At 63.5% G+C, this 18100-nt stretch carries 14 protein-coding genes; 10 read left to right on the top strand and 4 right to left on the bottom strand.

Translation table 11 applies throughout. The features are described 5' to 3' along the window. Positions 1-68: 68 nt before the first annotated feature. Positions 69-1250: an acetyl-CoA C-acyltransferase gene (locus A0J57_RS03780; RefSeq protein WP_061933918.1), complete on the bottom strand. Its 1182-nt coding sequence runs from the start codon at positions 1248-1250 to the stop codon at positions 69-71. A 240-nt stretch (positions 1251-1490) separates the two neighbouring features. Here A0J57_RS03780 and A0J57_RS03775 point away from each other — a divergent pair, with 240 nt between their 5' ends. Next, a complete protein-coding gene (locus A0J57_RS03775; protein WP_235600776.1) occupies positions 1491-2186 on the top strand; it encodes an FABP family protein in 696 nt (231 codons plus the stop codon). 265 nt (positions 2187-2451) lie between these two features. Here A0J57_RS03775 and A0J57_RS03770 read toward each other — a convergent pair whose 3' ends face one another. Beyond that, a complete protein-coding gene (locus A0J57_RS03770; protein WP_101756437.1) occupies positions 2452-3333 on the bottom strand; it encodes an MBL fold metallo-hydrolase in 882 nt (293 codons plus the stop codon). A gap of 158 nt (positions 3334-3491) precedes the next feature. Next, a complete protein-coding gene (locus tag A0J57_RS03765; RefSeq protein WP_061933912.1) occupies positions 3492-5897 on the bottom strand; it encodes a TonB-dependent receptor in 2406 nt (801 codons plus the stop codon). 780 nt (positions 5898-6677) lie between these two features. Here A0J57_RS03765 and A0J57_RS03760 point away from each other — a divergent pair. From A0J57_RS03760 to A0J57_RS03720, 9 genes are read left to right on the top strand one after another with little or no spacing between them, the layout of a single operon-like run. Continuing rightward, positions 6678-7760 (top strand): putative urea ABC transporter substrate-binding protein, encoded by a 1083-nt coding sequence (locus A0J57_RS03760; RefSeq protein WP_044660833.1) that lies wholly within the window; start codon positions 6678-6680, stop codon positions 7758-7760. A gap of 38 nt (positions 7761-7798) precedes the next feature. Further along, complete coding sequence (locus tag A0J57_RS03755; protein ID WP_044660832.1) at positions 7799-8614, top strand: ABC transporter permease; 816 nt, start codon at positions 7799-7801, stop codon at positions 8612-8614. Then, the gene (locus A0J57_RS03750; RefSeq protein ID WP_044660831.1) at positions 8611-9417 is read left to right on the top strand and encodes an ABC transporter ATP-binding protein; all 807 of its coding nucleotides are present in this window, start codon (positions 8611-8613) and stop codon (positions 9415-9417) included. The genes A0J57_RS03755 and A0J57_RS03750 overlap by 4 nt, the downstream gene beginning before the upstream one ends. Further along, entirely contained in the window at positions 9410-9886 is a 477-nt protein-coding gene (locus tag A0J57_RS03745) for a CopG family ribbon-helix-helix protein (protein WP_025546584.1), read from the top strand. Before A0J57_RS03750 ends, A0J57_RS03745 begins: the two co-directional genes overlap by 8 nt. After that, positions 9883-10704 carry an urea amidolyase associated protein UAAP1 gene (locus A0J57_RS03740; RefSeq protein ID WP_061933910.1) on the top strand — a complete coding sequence of 274 codons (822 nt, stop codon included), beginning with the start codon at positions 9883-9885 and terminating at the stop codon, positions 10702-10704. The genes A0J57_RS03745 and A0J57_RS03740 overlap by 4 nt, the downstream gene beginning before the upstream one ends. Positions 10705-10719: 15 nt before the next feature. Then, a complete protein-coding gene (locus A0J57_RS03735) occupies positions 10720-11355 on the top strand; it encodes an urea amidolyase associated protein UAAP2 (RefSeq protein WP_025546586.1) in 636 nt (211 codons plus the stop codon). Continuing rightward, positions 11352-14948 (top strand): urea carboxylase, encoded by a 3597-nt coding sequence (uca, locus tag A0J57_RS03730; protein WP_061933907.1) that lies wholly within the window; start codon positions 11352-11354, stop codon positions 14946-14948. The genes A0J57_RS03735 and uca overlap by 4 nt, the downstream gene beginning before the upstream one ends. Further along, positions 14945-16729, top strand: coding sequence for an allophanate hydrolase (atzF, locus tag A0J57_RS03725; protein WP_061933905.1), 1785 nt, complete (start codon positions 14945-14947; stop codon positions 16727-16729). Before uca ends, atzF begins: the two co-directional genes overlap by 4 nt. Positions 16730-16776: 47 nt before the next feature. Then, positions 16777-17670, top strand: coding sequence for a YncE family protein (locus A0J57_RS03720; RefSeq protein WP_235600775.1), 894 nt, complete (start codon positions 16777-16779; stop codon positions 17668-17670). A 38-nt stretch (positions 17671-17708) separates the two neighbouring features. Here the strand turns inward: A0J57_RS03720 and A0J57_RS03715 are convergent, their stop codons facing one another. After that, positions 17709-18044, bottom strand: coding sequence for a UrcA family protein (locus A0J57_RS03715; protein WP_044662915.1), 336 nt, complete (start codon positions 18042-18044; stop codon positions 17709-17711). Positions 18045-18100: the final 56 nt, after the last annotated feature.

Below are 18100 nucleotides of genomic sequence, written 5' to 3'. Positions count from 1 at the left end.
AGACATGGATTAAAGGATGGCGCCATCCGGAAGGACGGCGCCGGTCCAAATTGTTATCTCTATCCGTCTTAGAGGATTTCGAGAGCCACGGCGGTCGCTTCGCCGCCGCCGATGCAGAGCGCCGCGACGCCTTTCCTGAGGCCGCGGGCCTTCAATGCCGCCACCAGCGTGGCGATGATGCGCGCGCCGCTGGCGCCGATGGGATGACCCAGTGCGGTGGCGCCGCCATTGACGTTGATCCTGTCATGCGGAATGTCGAGGTCGCGCATCGCGATCATGGCGACGGCGGCAAACGCCTCGTTCACTTCGTAGAGATCGACGTCCCCGGCGGACCAGCCCGCCTTCTCCAGCACCTTGCGGATCGCGAAGACCGGGGCAGTCGTGAACAGCGCGGGAGCATGGGCATGGGATGCGGTGGCGACGATGCGCGCCTCCCTGGCAAGGCCAAGCTTCTCAGCGACATCCGCACGGGTCAGCACCAGCGCGGCTGCGCCGTCCGAAATCGAGGCGGAGGACGCCGCCGTGATCGCACCGTCTTTGGCGAAGGCGGGCTTCAGCGAGGGTATCTTCTCCGGCTTCGCATTGCCGGGCTGTTCGTCCTTGTCGACCTGGACCTCGCCGCCGCGCGTCCTGACGGTGACAGGCACCACCTCCGCAGCGAAGGCGCCGCTGTCGATCGCCGCAGTGGCGCGGGCGAGGCTTTCGACCGCATAGGCATCCATTTCCGCGCGGGTGAACTGATAATCGCGGGCCGTGTCCTCGGCAAAGGCTCCCATGGGCTTGCCGCGATCATAGGCGTCCTCCAGCCCGTCCATCATCATCGTGTCGATGACCCGATCGTGGCCGATGCGCGCGCCGGAACGGTGCTTGGGCAGGGCATAGGGCGCATTGGTCATGCTCTCCATGCCGCCGGCGACGACGATGTCCACGGCCCCGGCGCTCAGCGCTTCGGCCGCCATGATTGCCGCCTGCATGCCCGAACCGCACATCTTGTTGACCGTCGTCGCCTCCACCGACTGGGGCAGGCCCGCGCCAAGCGCCGCTTGCCGCGCGGGCGCCTGGCCGAGGGCGGCGGGCAGGACGCAGCCCATATAGATGCGGTCGATGGCCTCCGGCGCGGCGCCGGAGCGCTCGACCGCCGCCTTCACCGCAACGGCGCCCAGTTCCGGCGCCGAAACGCTGGAAAGTGCGCCCTGAAAGCCGCCCATGGGCGTCCGGGCATAGCCAGCGATGATGATGTCCTTGCTCATATCTCTTTCCTCAAGCGGTTCAGGGACGAACCCTGCACTGGATCATGCCGCGAATCGTAACGAGGGTTTCCGTCCGTATCGCCCGCCTCTTCTCCCATCCCGGCAATGCGTGCAACGGGCGCACCGATATTCCTTCCCGCGCTGTCCACGTTCACGCACGCGATGAGCGGCATATTTTTTGCCCTAAGCCTATGAACCAGGCAAGGAATTGAGTCCTTGGGTCGACCAGGATCAGGTCCTATGTTGCGGGTTCCACTCGTTTCGCAGGGAAAGGCCATGAATCCGTTTCCTCAGGATATTTTTACCGAGCCAACCGGCGTCGACCCCGACACGCTCGCCAATCTGGGGCCGCTGGCAAGGCTGGCCGGTCGCTGGGAGGCCCATAAGGGTGTTGATATCAACCCCAAGGCAGACGCTCCCGAGCGGCGCGTGTTCGTTGAGCGCGTTTCGTTCGATGCCATCGATCCTCAAACCAACGGGCCGCAGCTTTTCTACGGCCTGCGCTATCACACCCATATCACGACCGAGGAAGAGGACATCACCTTCCACGATCAGGTCGGTTACTGGCTATGGGAACCGGCAACCGGGCTGATCCTGCAGACATTGGCTATTCCCCGTGGGCAGGTGGCGCTGGCCGCGGGCCACGCCAAGGTCGGCGACGACAATTTGTCGCTGGTCGCGGCACGCGGTCAGACGCAATATGGGATATGCTCGACCGCTTTCCTGGAATATGGTTTTCGAACGGATGCATACCGGATCGACATCCGCTTCGACGGCGACGATAGCTGGAGCTATGATATTCACACCACTCTTGCCGTCCACGGCAGGCCCGACCCGTTCGACCATCACGATACGAATACCCTTCGGCGTGTGGCGCCGGGGAAACCCAATCCTCTCAAGCAGATTCTGGACCGACGGGCGGCGTTGAATTCGTGATCGGGAGGAGCGCAGCCATGAGAACAATCTTCTTGGGAAAGCCGCGGGTGCGCCGAGCGTCTTTCAGCAGAAGCTGCCATTCCCCGAAGGAGAGGCGGACAGGATTGTTCGAGGCTCTGTGCCCCACCAGCCCATAAGGTGGTGGCTTGTGGGAATATCGTTCAGGATTGGGCCAACTGTGACGTCCAACTTGAGGCATATCGATCTTGCGCCAGAATCACAGACTTTGCTCTGATCTTGAAGGCAATCTTCCGACGCCGCCGGATCATTCCGCGCGGGCGGGTACCGGGACAATGATGAAGTGATCGTGGACTTGCCGCTGGTCGGCTGTCTCCAGCGGCTCTCGCAGGCCGGTCTGGAGTTCACCAATGGTTTGCGCCGGCAAGGGGAGGGGATGTTCCTCTGGATGGGTTGACGCTTCATGCCCATAGTCGCGCCCCGACTCGGACGTCATCTCGATATGAGCTCCCATGACGGCGCAGATCGGATGCTTCGCCGCGAAGGCTGCCAGCCGTTCGATGCTGGCGCGATTGTCGGCCATGAAATTTACCGGCACGTAAAGGCGGCCGGGATAGAGCGTGTCGCCCGACAACAAGATCTTGAGGCGAGGGTCGTAGATCATGATCGCGGCGGCCTGATGCCCTGGTGTTGCGATGACGCTGAGCGCGCGATCGCCCAGGTCGAAATTGGCAACTCCCTCGGGCCAAGGGGAGATGCCGAAAAAGCTGGCCACGTCCGATGGCTTCAGCCCGACGACGGTCGTATCCGGGCGGTCACGGAAGGCGGCGTCCCCGGCAACATGGTCGCCATGGCTGTGGCTATGGGCGACCACGAGCGGGATCGAACGGCGTCCGTGAGCGGCCAGCCACTGCGCGACCAGCCGGTCGACTGTCGGCCTGATGCGGCCGCCTTCGGCCCCTGTGTCGATCAGCAAAGCCCTGTCGCGCCCGAAGAGCAGATAAAGGAAGGGCGCTTCGAAATTAGTCTTGACCGACTGGCGGATGACGAAACTGTCCTCGTCGAGTTGCTGGACCTGGGTGAAGGGCTCCTGCGGCAGCGTGCCGTCGATCCACTTTTCCGCGAAGAGCTTCGGCAGCGCTACGCAAGCTGCCTTCAGGTCCGGGGCATATCCCGAGCCGCTCGCCATCAGGAGCGCCGCACTCAATCCAAGGGTCCGTACCCGTCGAACCCTGCGCGCATCAGCGGCCATGGCCCTTTCCCTTTCATACAAGGCAGCATTGGGATGACTTTGCGCGCTCGCCGGGGGCCATCCTTTCGAAATGGCGCCCCGGCAGCATCATCAGATCAATATTTGAAGCGTGCTTCGATGCCGAAGGTGCGCGGATTGATCACGGTCTGCTTGTAATAGCGCAGTACCACTCCATCGTTGAGGCCCACGCGCGAGCGGTCATTGGAGACGGAAGCCACCGCATATTTGTCGAAGATATTGTTCGCGAACAGGACGAGGCTGTAACGGTCCGTTTCATAGGCCAGCGAGGCGCGGTGCAGCACATAGCCCGGAAGCTTGTCGCCATAGGCGCGGTCCCAGCCCAGCCGCGTCACGACATTGCCGCGATAGGTCGCTGTCCAGTCCGCCACCAGGTTCCCGGCCATGAACGGCATGGTGTAGGTCGCGCCCAGGCTGCCGCTGTTCTTTGCAGAGCCTGGAAGGCGATCACCCGATAGCGCGTCCAGCTGAATGGGTGAACTGGGATAGGTTCCCGCCGGGTCGTTGACCGCGATGATCCCCGGAACATCCTGGGTCAGCTTGGCATCGGTGTAGGAATATGTTCCCTGGATCGACAATCCTCCTATCGGCTTGGCCTGGAACGACGCTTCGAAGCCCTCCGACTTCGCCTTGCCGCCGTTGACGGTGATGCCCACGATGCCGTTAATGGTGGCAGAATCGACCTGAATACCGTTCCATTTGATCTGGAAGACGTTGAAATTGAACGTCAGCTTGCGATCCAGAAGCTGGGTGCGGATGCCGAGTTCCGCGTTTTTCGTGGTGTCCGGGCCATATTGGATTTCATTGGGCAGCGCGCACACATTCTGCTGCGTTAGATCGAGTGGCAGGACGCAGGGCGCGACAGTGTTCGGCCCTCCGATCCGATAGCCCTTGCTGTAGGTGCCATAGACCATGATGTCCGGCGTGAAGTTGTAGGAGCTGTTAAACTTCCACACCCAGCCGCTCTTCTTCGACTTGCCGCCGGCAGAAGGAAGATCATAGGGGCTGACCGGATCGCCGAGCAGTGGAAGTACCGCGCGTCCGCTGACGTCCGACGTATAGCCGAAATAGCGCACGCCTGCCGTCACCTGCCATTCGGGTATGATCCTCAACGTGCCTTCACCGAAGACTGCTTTCTCCGTCACTTTTGACTTGTTGAAGCTGTTATACTCGACTTCGTCGGGGTTGGGTTGCGTTCCGAATTCCACCCAGGGATGATTCGGAACATGTTCGGTATATTCGCGCAGCCGCTTCTGCTGATTGTAGAAGCCGCCCAGCACCCAGTTGAACGGACCGCCATGGCGGGAAACGAAGCGGACTTCCTGGTTGAACTGCTTGCGGCGATCGTGGCTTTCGTTCCAGCTCGAAAAAGCGGGGAAGGATTCATAGCCATAATCGAGATCGAGCAGAAGGTCGGTATTGTCCGTCCGATTGTCGTTCTTGACATCGGTATAGGCAGTTGTCGAAACAAGATCGGCAATGTCCGCGAGGTTGGCGTTGATTTCCATCGCTCCCAGGTGCGCACGGCGCTTCACCGGCTCGATATAACGCGCCGCACTTTGATATTTGCCGGTTCCGAGTACGCCGTCGCTATTATATTGACCTCCATCGGTCTTGGTCTGCTGGAACGCGTAGGTGAAATTGACCTTCAGATCCTCGCTGACCTGGAACAGCAACTGGTTGCGGGTGGTGAAGGTCTTCTCGAAATTGAGGTCCTTCTCCTTTCTCAGGTTCGCGGCATAGCCGGCGGGCGAGATGCTCGTCGGACCATCCGGCTGGGGCAGCGAAACGCCCGGCGTCTGGAGCAGCAGCGGATAGTCGATGAAGCCGGGATCGTAGAAATAGCCCGTGGCCGACCGGAAGGCGATATGATCCTTGACGATCGGGATGTTGATGACGCCGTCGACCTGATAGCCCAGCTTGCCGCTGTGGCCCTTGCCGTAAAGGCGGCTATGCACCTCGCCCTCGATCTTGTCAGTGTCGGGCCGGTTGGGGATATTGCGGATCGCGCCCGCCAGGGTGCCAAGGCCATAGAGTGTCCCCTGCGGCCCGAGCAGCGTTTCGACGCGCGCGATGTCGAGCAATTTGAAGTCGTAATAGAGCGGAACCTCGCCGAGATAGACGCCCAAGGCCGTGTCATAGGAATTGCCGGTGGAACTGGAATCCGAAGCGTTGAGGCCGCGAAGCACGATCGTTCCGGTCGAGCCCGGGCCCGTGTCCGATATGGTCACGCCTGGCGTAAAGTCGGCAATGTCGCGCACGTCGTCGATCCGCTGCCGGGCGAGCTGCTCCTGGCCGACGGCGCTGATGTTGATCGGCACGTCCTGGATCGAAACCGCACGCCGAGTGGCCGTCACGACGATCTCGTTGCCCTCGCCGCCTGCACCGTCAGCACCATCCGCGGCGCCTTGAGCGAAAGCCGAAGTGGTCCCAACGCCCATAAGAATGGTCGCGCCAAGCAATGTATTGCGAAACAATTTCATAGTCACTTCGACCCCCTTGCAGTTGAGCCTCAAGTGACATCCTTCTCCCTGGCGCTCTGGCTAGGCCGGCACCTTGTCGGCCGGTTCCCGGCCAGTCGTCATTGTCATGCCATGATGTGCATGGTCTTTTGCAACCGAAGCGGCTGCAATCATCATTTGATCTGTTCGAGCGCCGTGCGATGAACCGGCAAGGTCACAATGCCGCGCATTGCTGGCGACCGGCGCCATAGCGCCTGAGAGAGCAGCATTGCGAGCCGTTCTTCGATTCACGAACCCTCACTTCAAGCCGGTGACTGCCCGGCTAATCTACCCTTTTGTTGCGCCGCTTCGACGAGCGGTCGATCAACTATACGGTATGGATATTACGTAATGGGTCAAGCGTAATAATTTCGCACTTGCTCAGTATGACTGCAATGTTTGGGTGCGACGCACAATATGGCGGTTTTCTTACGATGAAGACCGATTCGAATATTGGTGGGAGGAATGGCGGTGGGACCGGTGTGGGAATTATGTGGGACCGTTCGGCCCCGAATCGCAAACCCCGACCAACGGATCGACGCTGCCGCCGTCTATCCGTCGAAATAACGCAAACTGGTCGATTCGCGGGGAGGGGCGGGTCATCGGCGCGGTCGCTCAGCCGGCCCGACGGCGGGTGTCAGGGCGCCGGACCCCGGATTTCCGCCACGATGGAGAGTATTACCTAAAACTTTAAAGGTAATAATTCTTGGTGGACAGACCCGTGCTGCTTTGCAATAGTGTTTGCCGAAAGGGGACGAAAGAATGATCCGAATGTTCCGCAATGCAGGCCGGGCTGCTCTGATGGCTGGAGCGCTTTTGCTTGTATCCTGCTCGCAAGCGCCGGACGCCCCCTCCAAGCCGAAGACAGAGTTCAACATCGGATGGTCGATATACGCTGGCTGGATGCCATGGCCCTATGCCCAGCAGGCCGGAATCGTGAAGAAGTGGGCGGATAAATACGGCATCAAGATCAATATCGTTCAGGTCAACGACTATGTTGAATCGGTGAATCAATATACCGCCGGCAAATTCGATGGCGTGACGGTGACCAATATGGATGCCCTGACGATTCCGGCCGCCGGCGGGAAAGATACCAGCGCGATCATAGTCGGCGACTATTCGAACGGCAATGATGGCATCTTGCTCAAGGGCGCCGACAATTTTTCAGCGATCAAGGGCAGGCAGGTCTATCTGGTCGAACTTTCGGTCTCCCACTATCTTCTCGCCCGCGCGCTGGAGAAGTCGGGGATGAAGCCCACCGACATCAAGACCGTGAACACCTCCGACGCTGATATCGTCGGGGCCTTTTCCAGTCCGGACGTCACCGCGGCGGTCGCATGGAACCCGCAGCTTTCGGTCATGAAGGGACAGGCCGGGGCGAAGGAGGTCTTCAGCTCGGCCCAGATCCCCGGTGAAATACTGGATCTGCTGGTGGTCGATACGGCGACCCTGAAAGCCAATCCGAATCTGGGCAAGGCGCTGACCGGCATCTGGTTCGATACGATGGCGCTGATGAAAAGGCAGGACGCGCAGGGCAAGGCGGCACGCGCGGCCATGGCGAAGCTGGCGGGCACGACACCCGAAGTGTTCGAGAGCCAGCTGGCGACCACGCATCTCTATGCCGATCCCAAATCCGCCGTGGCGGCCACATCTGCCCCCGCACTCGTTCAAAGCATGGCGCAGGTGCGGGATTTCAGCTTCGCCCATGGCCTGTTCAAGGGCGCGGCCTCAGCCGATGCCGTCGGCATGAGCTTCGCCGGCGGGAAGACGCTGGGCGACGCGCAGCATGTGACGCTGCGGTTCGACGAAAGCTTCATGAAACTGGCGGCCGACGGAAAGCTTTGAGCTGCCCCGATCGATCCACTCTGTAGGACGATGATGATATGCGCTGGGTGAATCGACATGTCAGCCGAGGCGACCGGCTGCTGCTGGGGGCGGTGCCGATCCTGCTGCTGGTCCTGCTCTATCTTTTCCTGGCGGCTCAGCGCCACGCCGCCAATCAGTTCGACAAGATATTGCCGTTGCCCGACGGCATGACGAAGGCGATGTCCGGGCTGCTTTTCCAGCCGGACCAGCTGACGGGACAGCTGCTATTCTGGGCGGATACGCTGGCGAGCCTGGAGCGGCTTGGCATCGGTTTGGGCATCGCGACGCTCGCGGCGCTTCTTGTGGGGCTGGTGCTCGGCATCCTTCCCCCCGTGCGGGCGACCTTCGGACCTTTGGTAACGGGCATCGCCGTGATCCCGCCCATCGCGCTGCTCCCTATCCTCTTCATCGCCCTGGGCCTGGGGGAAACTGCCAAGGTCGCGCTCATCGTCATCGGCATAGCCCCTGTCATGGTGCGGGACATTGCCGCGCACGTCGCTGCCCTGCCGCGCGAGCAGATCATCAAGGCGCAGACGCTGGGGGCGAGCAGCTGGCAGATCATGATAAGGGTGGCGCTGCCCCAGGCCATGCCGCGCCTGCTTCACGCCGTACGCCTGTCGCTGGGGCCGGCCTGGGTCTTCCTCATATCGGCCGAGGCGATCGCATCCGACATCGGACTTGGCTACCGCATATTCCTCGTCCGCCGCTATCTCTCGATGGATGTCATCATTCCCTATGTCGCGTGGATCGCGCTGCTGGCCGTGGTGATGGATCTTTCCCTCACCTTCCTCAGCCAGCGCCTGTTCCCCTGGGCCCACGGAGTCAGCCATTGAGCGCGCTTCTCTCTCTTCGTGATGTCTGGATCGAATATGGCGAGAAGATCGTGCTCGAACGCGTGACGATCGATATCGAGGAAGGGTCTTTCGTGTCGATCATCGGCCCTTCGGGCGCCGGCAAAAGCAGCCTGCTGCGTCTCATCCTCGGCCAGGAAGCGGCGACGCGGGGTTCCATCCTTCTCGACGGGATGCCGCTGACGCCTGAATGCGGACCCGATCGGGGCGTCGTGTTTCAGCGCTATTCGGTATTTCCCCACCTGTCGGCCTTGCGGAACACGGTTTTCGGGCTGGAATGCGCCCAATCGCCGCTTCTGGCGCGCCTGTTCGGCAGGGCTCGCAGCGCGGCGGTGGAAGAAGCCACCGAAATGCTGGATGCCGTCGGCCTTGGCGACAGCCTTCACCTCTATCCCGCACAGCTTTCGGGCGGCATGCAGCAGCGTCTGGCCATCGCGCAGGCGCTTATCAAGCGCCCCCGCATCCTGCTGCTCGATGAACCGTTCGGCGCGCTGGATCCGGGTATCCGTTCCGACATGCACCGGCTGATCACCCGGCTTTGGCGCGACTATTCGCTGACGATCATCATGGTGACTCACGACATCCACGAAGCCTTCAACCTGGGGACGCGGGTGCTGGCGCTCGACAAGCGCCGTCACGACCCGCACGCCCCGCACCGCTTCGGCGCGACGGCTGTTTACGACCTCGCCCTGCGCAAACGCGCGAGCGACGCGGCCGGGGAAGAGGCGATAGCCGCGCCGGAAAACGGCGACCGGCATCATGAGGAGAAGATTGGACATGGGTAGCGAATCTGCGGGCCTTGCAAGGCTGAGCATGAGCCTGCCGGCGGACCTGTTCCGGCAGCTCGACATGATGGTGGAGGAACGCGGACTGCCGTCGCGTTCGCAGCTCATCGCCGAACTCATCCGTCATGCGCTTGCCGAACATGAGGCCTTTACCCGGCCCGACGAGATGTTGGCCGGCACCATCACCATCGTCTATCGCGGCGACCGCGGCCGCGTGCGGCATCAGCTTGCCCAGACGCAGGCGGACTATCTGAAGGAGGTCATCTCCTCTCAGCATGTCTTTCTGGAGGATGACCAGTCGCTTGAGGTGCTGCTGGTGCAGGGGCCTGCCTCGCTGCTCAAGGAACTGTGCGATGCGCTTCGGCGGGTGCGCGGCGTCCACCAGCTCCAGCTCGTCACCACAACCGCCCTGCTGCCGCCGCTCTATGAACAGGAATCCAGCAAACAGACCAAGGGAGTGATGGCATGACGGCCCTTACCAACCCCACCGCCGCCCGCGACCATGCCCGCGCCAAGGCCGGGACCGCGGTGGAAGCCATGCCGGTGTTGCCGCCGGTGGCCGGCGACCTGCCGGACGGCGTGCCCGCGGACGATCTTCTGTGGGAAGAGACGATCGCGGCGGGCGGCTATGCAACGCGGCGTCTGCCGCGCGGCGCCCGCCTGCGGCTGATCGACCTCAAGGGCGATGCCTGTGCTTCCCTCCTCATCTTCAACGCCGAACTGCCGACCGAACGGCTCAACGTCGCCGACACGGTGAAAGTGCAATGGAACGCCTATCTCGGCACGGGCAAGCTGCTGCTGTCGGACATGGGCCGTGTCCTCATGAGCTTTGTCGAGGATGGGGCGGGGACGCATGATGCCTTCTGCGGCACCTCCAACGCTGCGACGAATGCGGCCAGATATGGCAATGGGGCCAATAGCGGCCCGACGCCCAGCGGACGCGACCGCTTCCTGCTCGGCGTCGCCAAACACGGCCTCCAGCGGCGCGACGTGCATCCGTGCGTCAACCTGTTCAAGGGGGTGCGGATCGAAGCCGACGGAGCGATCGTGCCGCAGTTAGGCCCCTTTGCCCAGGCGCGAAGCCTGGTGCTGCGCGCCGAGATGAATGTGATCGTGGTGATCGCGAACTGCCCGCATGTCCTGGACCCGCGCGAGGATTGGACCGTGACGCCGCTTCGCGCGACGGCCTGGCGCGGTCCGGTCACTCCCGCCGACGATACCATCCGCACCGCCACTCCAGAAGGCCTGCGCGCCTTCGAGAATGTCGAAGACTATTTCCGCCGTTAAAAGGAAAACGCCTCAATGAGCGTCGATATTCACTTGTCCGGCCTTCCGGGCACTGTCCTCCATGACGTGATCGTGCCGGCGCGAGCGCCCTGGCTGCATCATGTCGCAGCCGGCCAGACCCTGCGGATCGTCGATCTGGAAGGGAATCAGGCGGTCGATTTCCTCCTCTATTCCGCGCAGGACGATGCGGAGCGTTACAGCGCGCAGGACACCGTCGCCGCGCAAGGCAATCTCTTCCTTCGCGAAGGCGCGGTGCTGCGTTCCAACGAGGGACGGGCGATGATGACGATCACCGCCACGTCCGTCGATTATCACGACACCATCGGCGGCGCCTGTTCCTGCGAATCCAACACGCTTCGCTACGGCCACCACACCAAGGCCGAACATGCCTGCGTCGAAAACTTCCTGGAGGCGAATCTGCGCGAAGGCCGGGGCAAGCGCGACATTGTCTCCAACATCAACTTCTTCATGAACGTGCCGGTGGAGGCCGACGGATCGCTGGGGATCGTCGATGGCATCTCCGCGCCCGGCCTGACCGTGGACCTGCGCGCGGAGATGGATGTCATCGTGGTGGTTTCCAACTGCCCGCAGATCAACAATCCGTGCAACGGTTTCAACCCGACGCCCGTGCGCATGATTGTCGCCGCATGAGGTTTGATACCGTCCTCATCGCGAATCGCGGAGCGATCGCCACCCGCATCATCCGCACGCTCCGCCGGATGGGCCTGCGATCAGTCGCGGTCTATTCCGAAGCCGACGAGGATTCGCTCCACGTTGCACTGGCCGACGAAGCGGTCTGCATTGGCGGTGCGCGCGCCTCGGAAAGCTATCTCAACATCGAGGCCATATTGGATGCGGCCCGCAGGACGGGCTCTGGCGCCATTCACCCGGGTTACGGTTTCCTCGCTGAAAATGTCGAGTTCGCACAGGCTTGCGCGAAGGCCGGGATCATCTTCATCGGCCCCACGCCGGATAATATCCGCACCTTCGGCCTCAAGCACAGCGCGCGCGAGCTTGCCGCCGCGCACGATGTTCCGCTCGCGCCCGGCACGGATCTGCTCAGGGACGAGGCGCAGGCCGTACTCGCCGCTCGTGAGATCGGTTTCCCCGTGATCCTCAAGGCGACTGCGGGCGGCGGCGGCATCGGCATGCGCGTCTGCGAGGACGAGGCCGCCGTCCGCGAGAGTTTCGCCGCCGTCGCGCGTCTGGGCGAAAGCAATTTCGGCGACGCGGGCATCTTCCTGGAACGCTACATCCGGCGCGCACGGCACATCGAGGTGCAGATATTCGGCGATGGCGAGGGGCGCGTCATGCCGGTGGGCGAACGGGACTGCTCGCTCCAGCGCCGCAACCAGAAAGTGGTCGAGGAAGCGCCCGCGCCCCTGCTGCCCGACGCGGTGCGCAGCGCGCTGATCGCTGCCGCCACGCGGCTGGGCGAGGCCGCGTCCTATCGGTCGGCCGGCACCGTCGAATTTCTCTATGATGCGGAACGGGAAGAATTTTTCTTTCTGGAGATGAACACCCGCCTTCAGGTCGAACATGGCGTCACCGAAGAGGTGATGGGCATCGATCTTGTCGAATGGATGATCCGCGGCGCTGCCGGAGACTTCTCCTTCCTCGACAGGGAGCCGCCGCGTCCCAATGGCCATTCCGTGCAGGTGCGCCTCTACGCCGAAGATCCCGCGCTCGACTATCGCCCGACCTCCGGCACGCTGACGGCGGTTGCGTTTCCGCCCGACATTCGCGTCGAAACCTGGTGCATGGCCGGCAGCACGGTCAGCGCCTGGTACGATCCGATGCTGGCGAAGCTGATCGTGCATGCGCCCACCCGCGCCCAAGCCGTATCCGCCATGCAGGCGGCACTGGACCAAAGCCGTATCGACGGGATCGAAACCAACCTGCGCTGGCTTCGGGAGGTGGTGCGTTCGTCTCCCTTCGTCAGTGGGGAAGTCTCGACCCGCGTCCTCGACGGCATCGCCTTCCATCCGCGCAGCATCCAGGTCGTCAGCGGCGGCACGGCGACGACCGTTCAGGATTGGCCCGGCCGGCAGAAACTGTGGGCCGTGGGTGTTCCGCCATCGGGCCCGATGGACGACCAGTCGTTCCGGCTGGGCAACCGGCTGCTCGGCAATGCCGAAGGCACGGCTGGCCTGGAAGTGCTCCATACCGGGCCGACATTGACCTTCAACGCGCCAGCGCGCATCTGCCTGACCGGCGCTGATTTCGACGCCAAGCTTGACGGAACGCCGGTGCCGCGTGGCGTCGCCTTCGACGTGGGGGAGGGGCGGACGCTCAGCCTTGGCCGGGTGAGGGGCGGCGGCATACGCGGCTACATCCTCATGGCCGGCGGCCTGGACATCGCGCCCTATCTCGGCAGTCGCAGCACCTTCGAGCTTGGCCAGTTCGGCGGACATGCCGCGCGCCGGTTGCTGGCTGGCGATACGCTGCATCTGGCCGGTGACGAGGTCGGGCCTGCCTTGCCGGAAGTCGCGCTGCCGCCCTTGACGAATGAATGGACCTTGCGGGTGCTCTATGGCCCGCACGGGGCGCCCGATTTCTTCACCGACGAGGATATTGAGGAAATCGTGACGGCGGAGTGGCAGGTCCACTATAACAGCAATCGTACCGGCGTCCGGCTGATCGGCCCCAAGCCCCGGTGGGCGCGCACCGACGGCGGGGAAGCGGGTCTGCACCCGTCCAACATTCACGACAATCCCTATGCGATCGGGGCCGTGGACTTCACCGGCGACATGCCGATCATATTGGGTCCGGACGGCCCTTCGCTCGGCGGCTTTGTCTGCCCCTTCGTGGTGATCGCCGCCGATCGCTGGATCATGGGTCAGCTGGCGCCCGGCGACAAGCTGCGCTTCGTGCCGGTCGATGTCGAGGATGCGCGCGCGGCGGATTTGCACCAGCGCGGGCTGATCGCATCGGGTACGGCGCTTGGGGGCGGACCAGCCCGGCCCATCGGCACGCTCACCCCCATCCTTGCGGAAATCCCGGCCACCCCGGATCGCCCGCGCACGGTCTATCGCCAGCAAGGCGACCGCAATATCCTGGTCGAATACGGCCCCATCGTGCTGGATATCGAGCTGCGGATAAGGGCGCATGCGCTGATGGCTGAGCTGGAAAGGCTCGATCCCGCCGGGATTGTCGACATCGTGCCCGGAATCCGGTCCCTCCAGTTGCATTTCGACGGGGAGATCATGGATCAGCGAGCCGCCCTCGACATGCTGATGGCGGCGGAGGAGCGGCTGGGCGATCTGGCGGACTTCGTCGTCCCGTCGCGTATCGTCCACCTGCCGCTCAGCTGGCGCGATCCGGCCACGATCGAGACGATCGAGAAATATATGGGCGCCGTCCGCGCCGATGCGCCCTGGTGCCCCGACAATATCGAGTTCATCCGGCGGATCAACGGCCTTCCCGATGCCGCGGCCGTGGAGAATCTGATCTTCGAGGCCAATTATCTCGTCCTGGGCCTGGGCGACGTTTACCTGGGCGCCCCGGTGGCCACGCCGGTCGATCCGCGGCATCGGCTGGTCACCACCAAATACAACCCAGCGCGCACCTGGACGCCGCCCAATGTCGTTGGCATCGGCGGGGCCTATATGTGCATCTACGGCATGGAAGGGCCGGGCGGCTATCAACTGTTCGGCCGCACCATCCAGATGTGGAATACCCATCGGCAGACCGACGCCTTCACCGAGGGAAAGCCCTGGCTGCTGCGCTTTTTCGACCAGATCCGCTTCTATCCTGTAAGCGCGGACGAACTCGTCGAATGGCGGCGCGATTTTCCGAGCGGCCGACGCTCGATCAGGATCGAGCCGTGCGAATTCCGCCTCTCCGATTATCGCGCTTTCCTTGCCGACAATGCGAAGTCGATCGCGGAATTTGAGGCGCGACGACAGAGCGCCTTCGATGAGGAGCGAGCCGAGTGGCAGCGGAACGGCGAATTCGACCGCGTCGCCCATCTATCCGAAGCTGAGCAGCCGCAGCCGGACGCCGTGGAAGTTCCCGATGGCGCCGATCTGGTCGAAGCGCCGTTCGGCGGCAGCCTGTGGAAACTGCTCGTTGGGCCCGGCGACGAGGTCGATGCCGGCGAAACGATCGCGATCATAGAGGCGATGAAGATGGAATGTGCCGTTCACAGCCCGGGCGCGGGCAGGGTCGAGGCGCTCTATGTGCAGGAGCGGCAGTCGCTGCAGCCCGGCGCGCCGATGATGGCGCTGAGGAGGCACGCATGACCGCGCCAGCCGGGAACCGGCTGAACCGCCGCAGCGTGTCGATGATTGCCGATGCGGTCAGGGCGGGGCGCATGAGCGCCGTTGCGGTGGCCGAAGAGACGATCGCGCGTCTGGCCCTTTATGACGCGGTTCAGCCCCAGATCTGGATCAGCCGGGTCGCGCCGGACGCCCTGATCGAGGCCGCCCGCACGGTCGATGCGCGGGTGGCGGCGGGCGAAGCCTTGCCGCTGGCCGGCGTTCCCTTCGCCGTGAAGGACAATATCGATGTCCAGGGGCTCGATACGACCGCGGCCTGCCCCGCCTTCACTTATCGGCCGAAGGCTTCGGCCACGGTCGTTGAGCGGCTGATCGCGGCGGGTGCGATCTGCGTCGGCAAGACCAATCTCGACCAGTTCGCCACGGGACTGAACGGCACGCGAAGCCCCTATGGCAGCCCCAGAAACGCCTACAACCTGTCCTATGTCAGCGGCGGCTCCAGCTCCGGTTCCTCGGTCGCCGTGGCGGCGGGACTGGTTGCCTTCGCACTCGGCACCGACACCGCAGGATCGGGCCGCGTTCCCGCCGCTTTCCAGCATTTGATCGGGTTCAAGCCCAGCAAAGGCCGGTGGAGCAACAGCGGTCTCGTGCCAGCCTGCCGCACGCTCGATTGCATCACCGCCTTCACGAGCGACACGGCGGACGCCCGGCTGGTCGACTCTATCGCAGCAGGCTTCGATGCCGCCGACCCCTATTCCAAGCCGCTTGCCGACCGGCCGATCGGGCGCAAGAGGATCGGCGTTCCTCGCCGCGACCAGCGCGCCTTCTTCGGCGATGCTCAGTCCGAATATCTTTACGACCGGGCGCTCGACAGGCTCTCCACCCTCGCCGAGCTGGTGGAGATCGACTATGCGCCGCTACAGGAAGCGGCGCAGCTCCTCTATGGCGGCCCTTGGGTGGCGGAGCGGACCGCCGCCATCGCGGACCTGCTTGCCGACCATCCCCACGCGATAGACCCGACCGTGCGTGAAGTCGTCGAGCCGGGACTGGAAATAAGCGCCGTCGATCTGTTCAACGGCATCTATCGGCTTGCCGAACTCAAGCGTCACGCCGATACGCTTTGGGAGAGCATCGACCTGCTCGCCTTCCCTACCACCGGCACGACCTATCGGGTGGCGGAACTCAAGGCCGCGCCGATCGCGCTGAACAGCGCCCTGGGCTTCTACACCAATTTCGTGAACCTGCTGGACATGGCCGCCGTCGCCGTGCCCGCCGGCATAAGGTCGAATGCGACCGGGTTCGGCATCACCCTGATCGGTCCCGCCGACAGCGATGTTGCGCTGCTCGACGCCGCCGACGCCTATATTTCGGCGGCGGATATTCCGTCGCCGCCACCGCTCGATCTGGAGGGCAAAATGGAAACCGTAAAACTCGCTGTAGTCGGCGCTCATCTGAAGGACATGCCGCTGCACTGGCAACTCACTTCCCGCGACGCGAAGTTCGTGGGTGCTTTCGAAACGGCACCCAACTACCGTCTCTATGCGATCGCAAACAGCGTGCCGCCCAAGCCTGCGCTCGTGCACAGCGAGGACGGCGGATCGATCGCGCTGGAGGTTTACGAGCTTGGCATCGCCGAGTTCGGCAGCTTCGTGGTCGAGGTGCCGGCGCCACTTGCCATAGGCACGGTGACGCTGGCCGACGGCAGCAGCGTCAAGGGCTTCGTTGCAGAGCCGCGCGCGCTGACGGGAGCGGAGGACATCACCGCCCTGGGCGGATGGCGCGCCTATATCGCGCAGCGCGCCTGATCTTCGCGAGGAAAGGGCAAGGCATGAAAAGGCTCAGGAGATTGATCATGACAGTGGCGGCGGGATGTGCGGCTTCCATGGCCCATGCGGAGCAGGTGATCGAAGTGCCGGGCTTTGCGGACTTCCTGGCGGTCGACGGCGACAGCGTCTGGGCGACCAATGCCGGCCGGGTCGAGCGCTGGTCGCGGCAGGGCAGGCTTGCCGCCGTCGCCATGTCGAAACCCTGCGGCGCCATGGCCCTGTCCGACGGAGCGCTCTGGGTGGCCGATTGCCAGGAAAATGCGCTCATAAAGATCGATACGAAGACCGCGCGGAAGACTGCCACCATCCCCACCGGCATCGCCAATCCCAAGGGCGAACTGAATGTGGTCGCCGGTACCGGATCGATCTGGGTCGCCAGCGATCAGAAGGGCGTCGTATCCCGCGTCGACCCGGCGAAGAACGCGGTGACGGCGACCATCCCCGTCAATCCCGGCACCCATTATCTGGCGTTCGGTTTCGGATCGGTCTGGGCGGTCAGCAGCGAGAGCCGCTCGATCCAGCGCATCGACCCCGCGACCGACAGCGTCGTCAAGACGACGGCACTGGGCAAGGAGCCGGGTTTCCTTGCGGCCGGGGAAGGCGGGGTCTGGGTTCAGGAGCAGGGCGACGGAACGGTCGTCCGCATCGACCCGGAAACCGGCGACGTGGCTGGCCGGGTGAAGGTCGGCGCAGTGCTGAAATGGGGCGACATCGATACGGGCGGCGGGCTGGTGTGGCTGCGCACCACGGAGGATCAGACCTTCGTCGTGATCGATCCCAAGCCGATGACGGTCAGGGCGCGAGTGGGGAAAGCTGAAGGCAGCGGCGCGCTGCGCTTCACGGATTCAGGCATCTGGACGTCCGCGCATGACGTGCACACGCTGACCTGGTGGCCCGATCCGGCGAAGCTGGCGAAATGAGGCGTCCGCGGCGCCATCAAGCGCCGCGGAGCAGATTTTCAGCGGGCGGAAGCCATTTGGACGGGCGACTTATCGCCAGCCTTGGCAAGCCGGGCTTCGATCTGGGTGCGGATGTCGGCCGCAACCGCAGTGCGACAATCCCGCGCCTTGGATTCGAGAGCGAGGTGCACGCCCGCCAAATGATCGCCGCAAACGGCCCGCGCCGCCTGATCCATGCGGATGGCGAGGCTCTGCTGGCCAGAGGCGGTAGAGAGGTCCAACCCCTTGAGGTCGAGGATCGCGGTGTCCTGAGCGAAGGGATTGCCGCCGGTAGTGCCAGCGATTGCCGGGGTCGCGAAGGCGAAAGCCGCCAGGCACATGAGCCCAATCTTCATCATCTTCTCCTGTGCGAAAAACGAGCACCGCTCTTCGGCGGCTGGCGCGTAGATAA

The sequence above is a fragment of the Sphingobium sp. 22B genome, assembly GCF_001580035.1.
In the GTDB taxonomy this organism is placed as follows: domain Bacteria; phylum Pseudomonadota; class Alphaproteobacteria; order Sphingomonadales; family Sphingomonadaceae; genus Sphingobium; species Sphingobium fuliginis.
This window is presented reverse-complemented; position numbering and strand designations above follow the sequence as displayed.

Coding starts and splice junctions, on each gene's coding strand:
- A0J57_RS03740 (WP_061933910.1), top strand. CDS start 9,883: ATGACGGCCCTTACCAACCCCACCGCCGCCCGCGACCATGCCCGCGCC.
- A0J57_RS03780 (WP_061933918.1), bottom strand. CDS start 1,250: ATGAGCAAGGACATCATCATCGCTGGCTATGCCCGGACGCCCATGGGC.
- A0J57_RS03735 (WP_025546586.1), top strand. CDS start 10,720: ATGAGCGTCGATATTCACTTGTCCGGCCTTCCGGGCACTGTCCTCCAT.
- A0J57_RS03755 (WP_044660832.1), top strand. CDS start 7,799: ATGCGCTGGGTGAATCGACATGTCAGCCGAGGCGACCGGCTGCTGCTG.
- uca (WP_061933907.1), top strand. CDS start 11,352: ATGAGGTTTGATACCGTCCTCATCGCGAATCGCGGAGCGATCGCCACC.
- A0J57_RS03745 (WP_025546584.1), top strand. CDS start 9,410: ATGGGTAGCGAATCTGCGGGCCTTGCAAGGCTGAGCATGAGCCTGCCG.
- A0J57_RS03770 (WP_101756437.1), bottom strand. CDS start 3,333: ATGGCGAGCGGCTCGGGATATGCCCCGGACCTGAAGGCAGCTTGCGTA.
- A0J57_RS03765 (WP_061933912.1), bottom strand. CDS start 5,897: ATGAAATTGTTTCGCAATACATTGCTTGGCGCGACCATTCTTATGGGC.
- A0J57_RS03760 (WP_044660833.1), top strand. CDS start 6,678: ATGATCCGAATGTTCCGCAATGCAGGCCGGGCTGCTCTGATGGCTGGA.
- A0J57_RS03715 (WP_044662915.1), bottom strand. CDS start 18,044: ATGAAGATTGGGCTCATGTGCCTGGCGGCTTTCGCCTTCGCGACCCCG.
- A0J57_RS03720 (WP_235600775.1), top strand. CDS start 16,777: ATGACAGTGGCGGCGGGATGTGCGGCTTCCATGGCCCATGCGGAGCAG.
- atzF (WP_061933905.1), top strand. CDS start 14,945: ATGACCGCGCCAGCCGGGAACCGGCTGAACCGCCGCAGCGTGTCGATG.
- A0J57_RS03775 (WP_235600776.1), top strand. CDS start 1,491: ATGTTGCGGGTTCCACTCGTTTCGCAGGGAAAGGCCATGAATCCGTTT.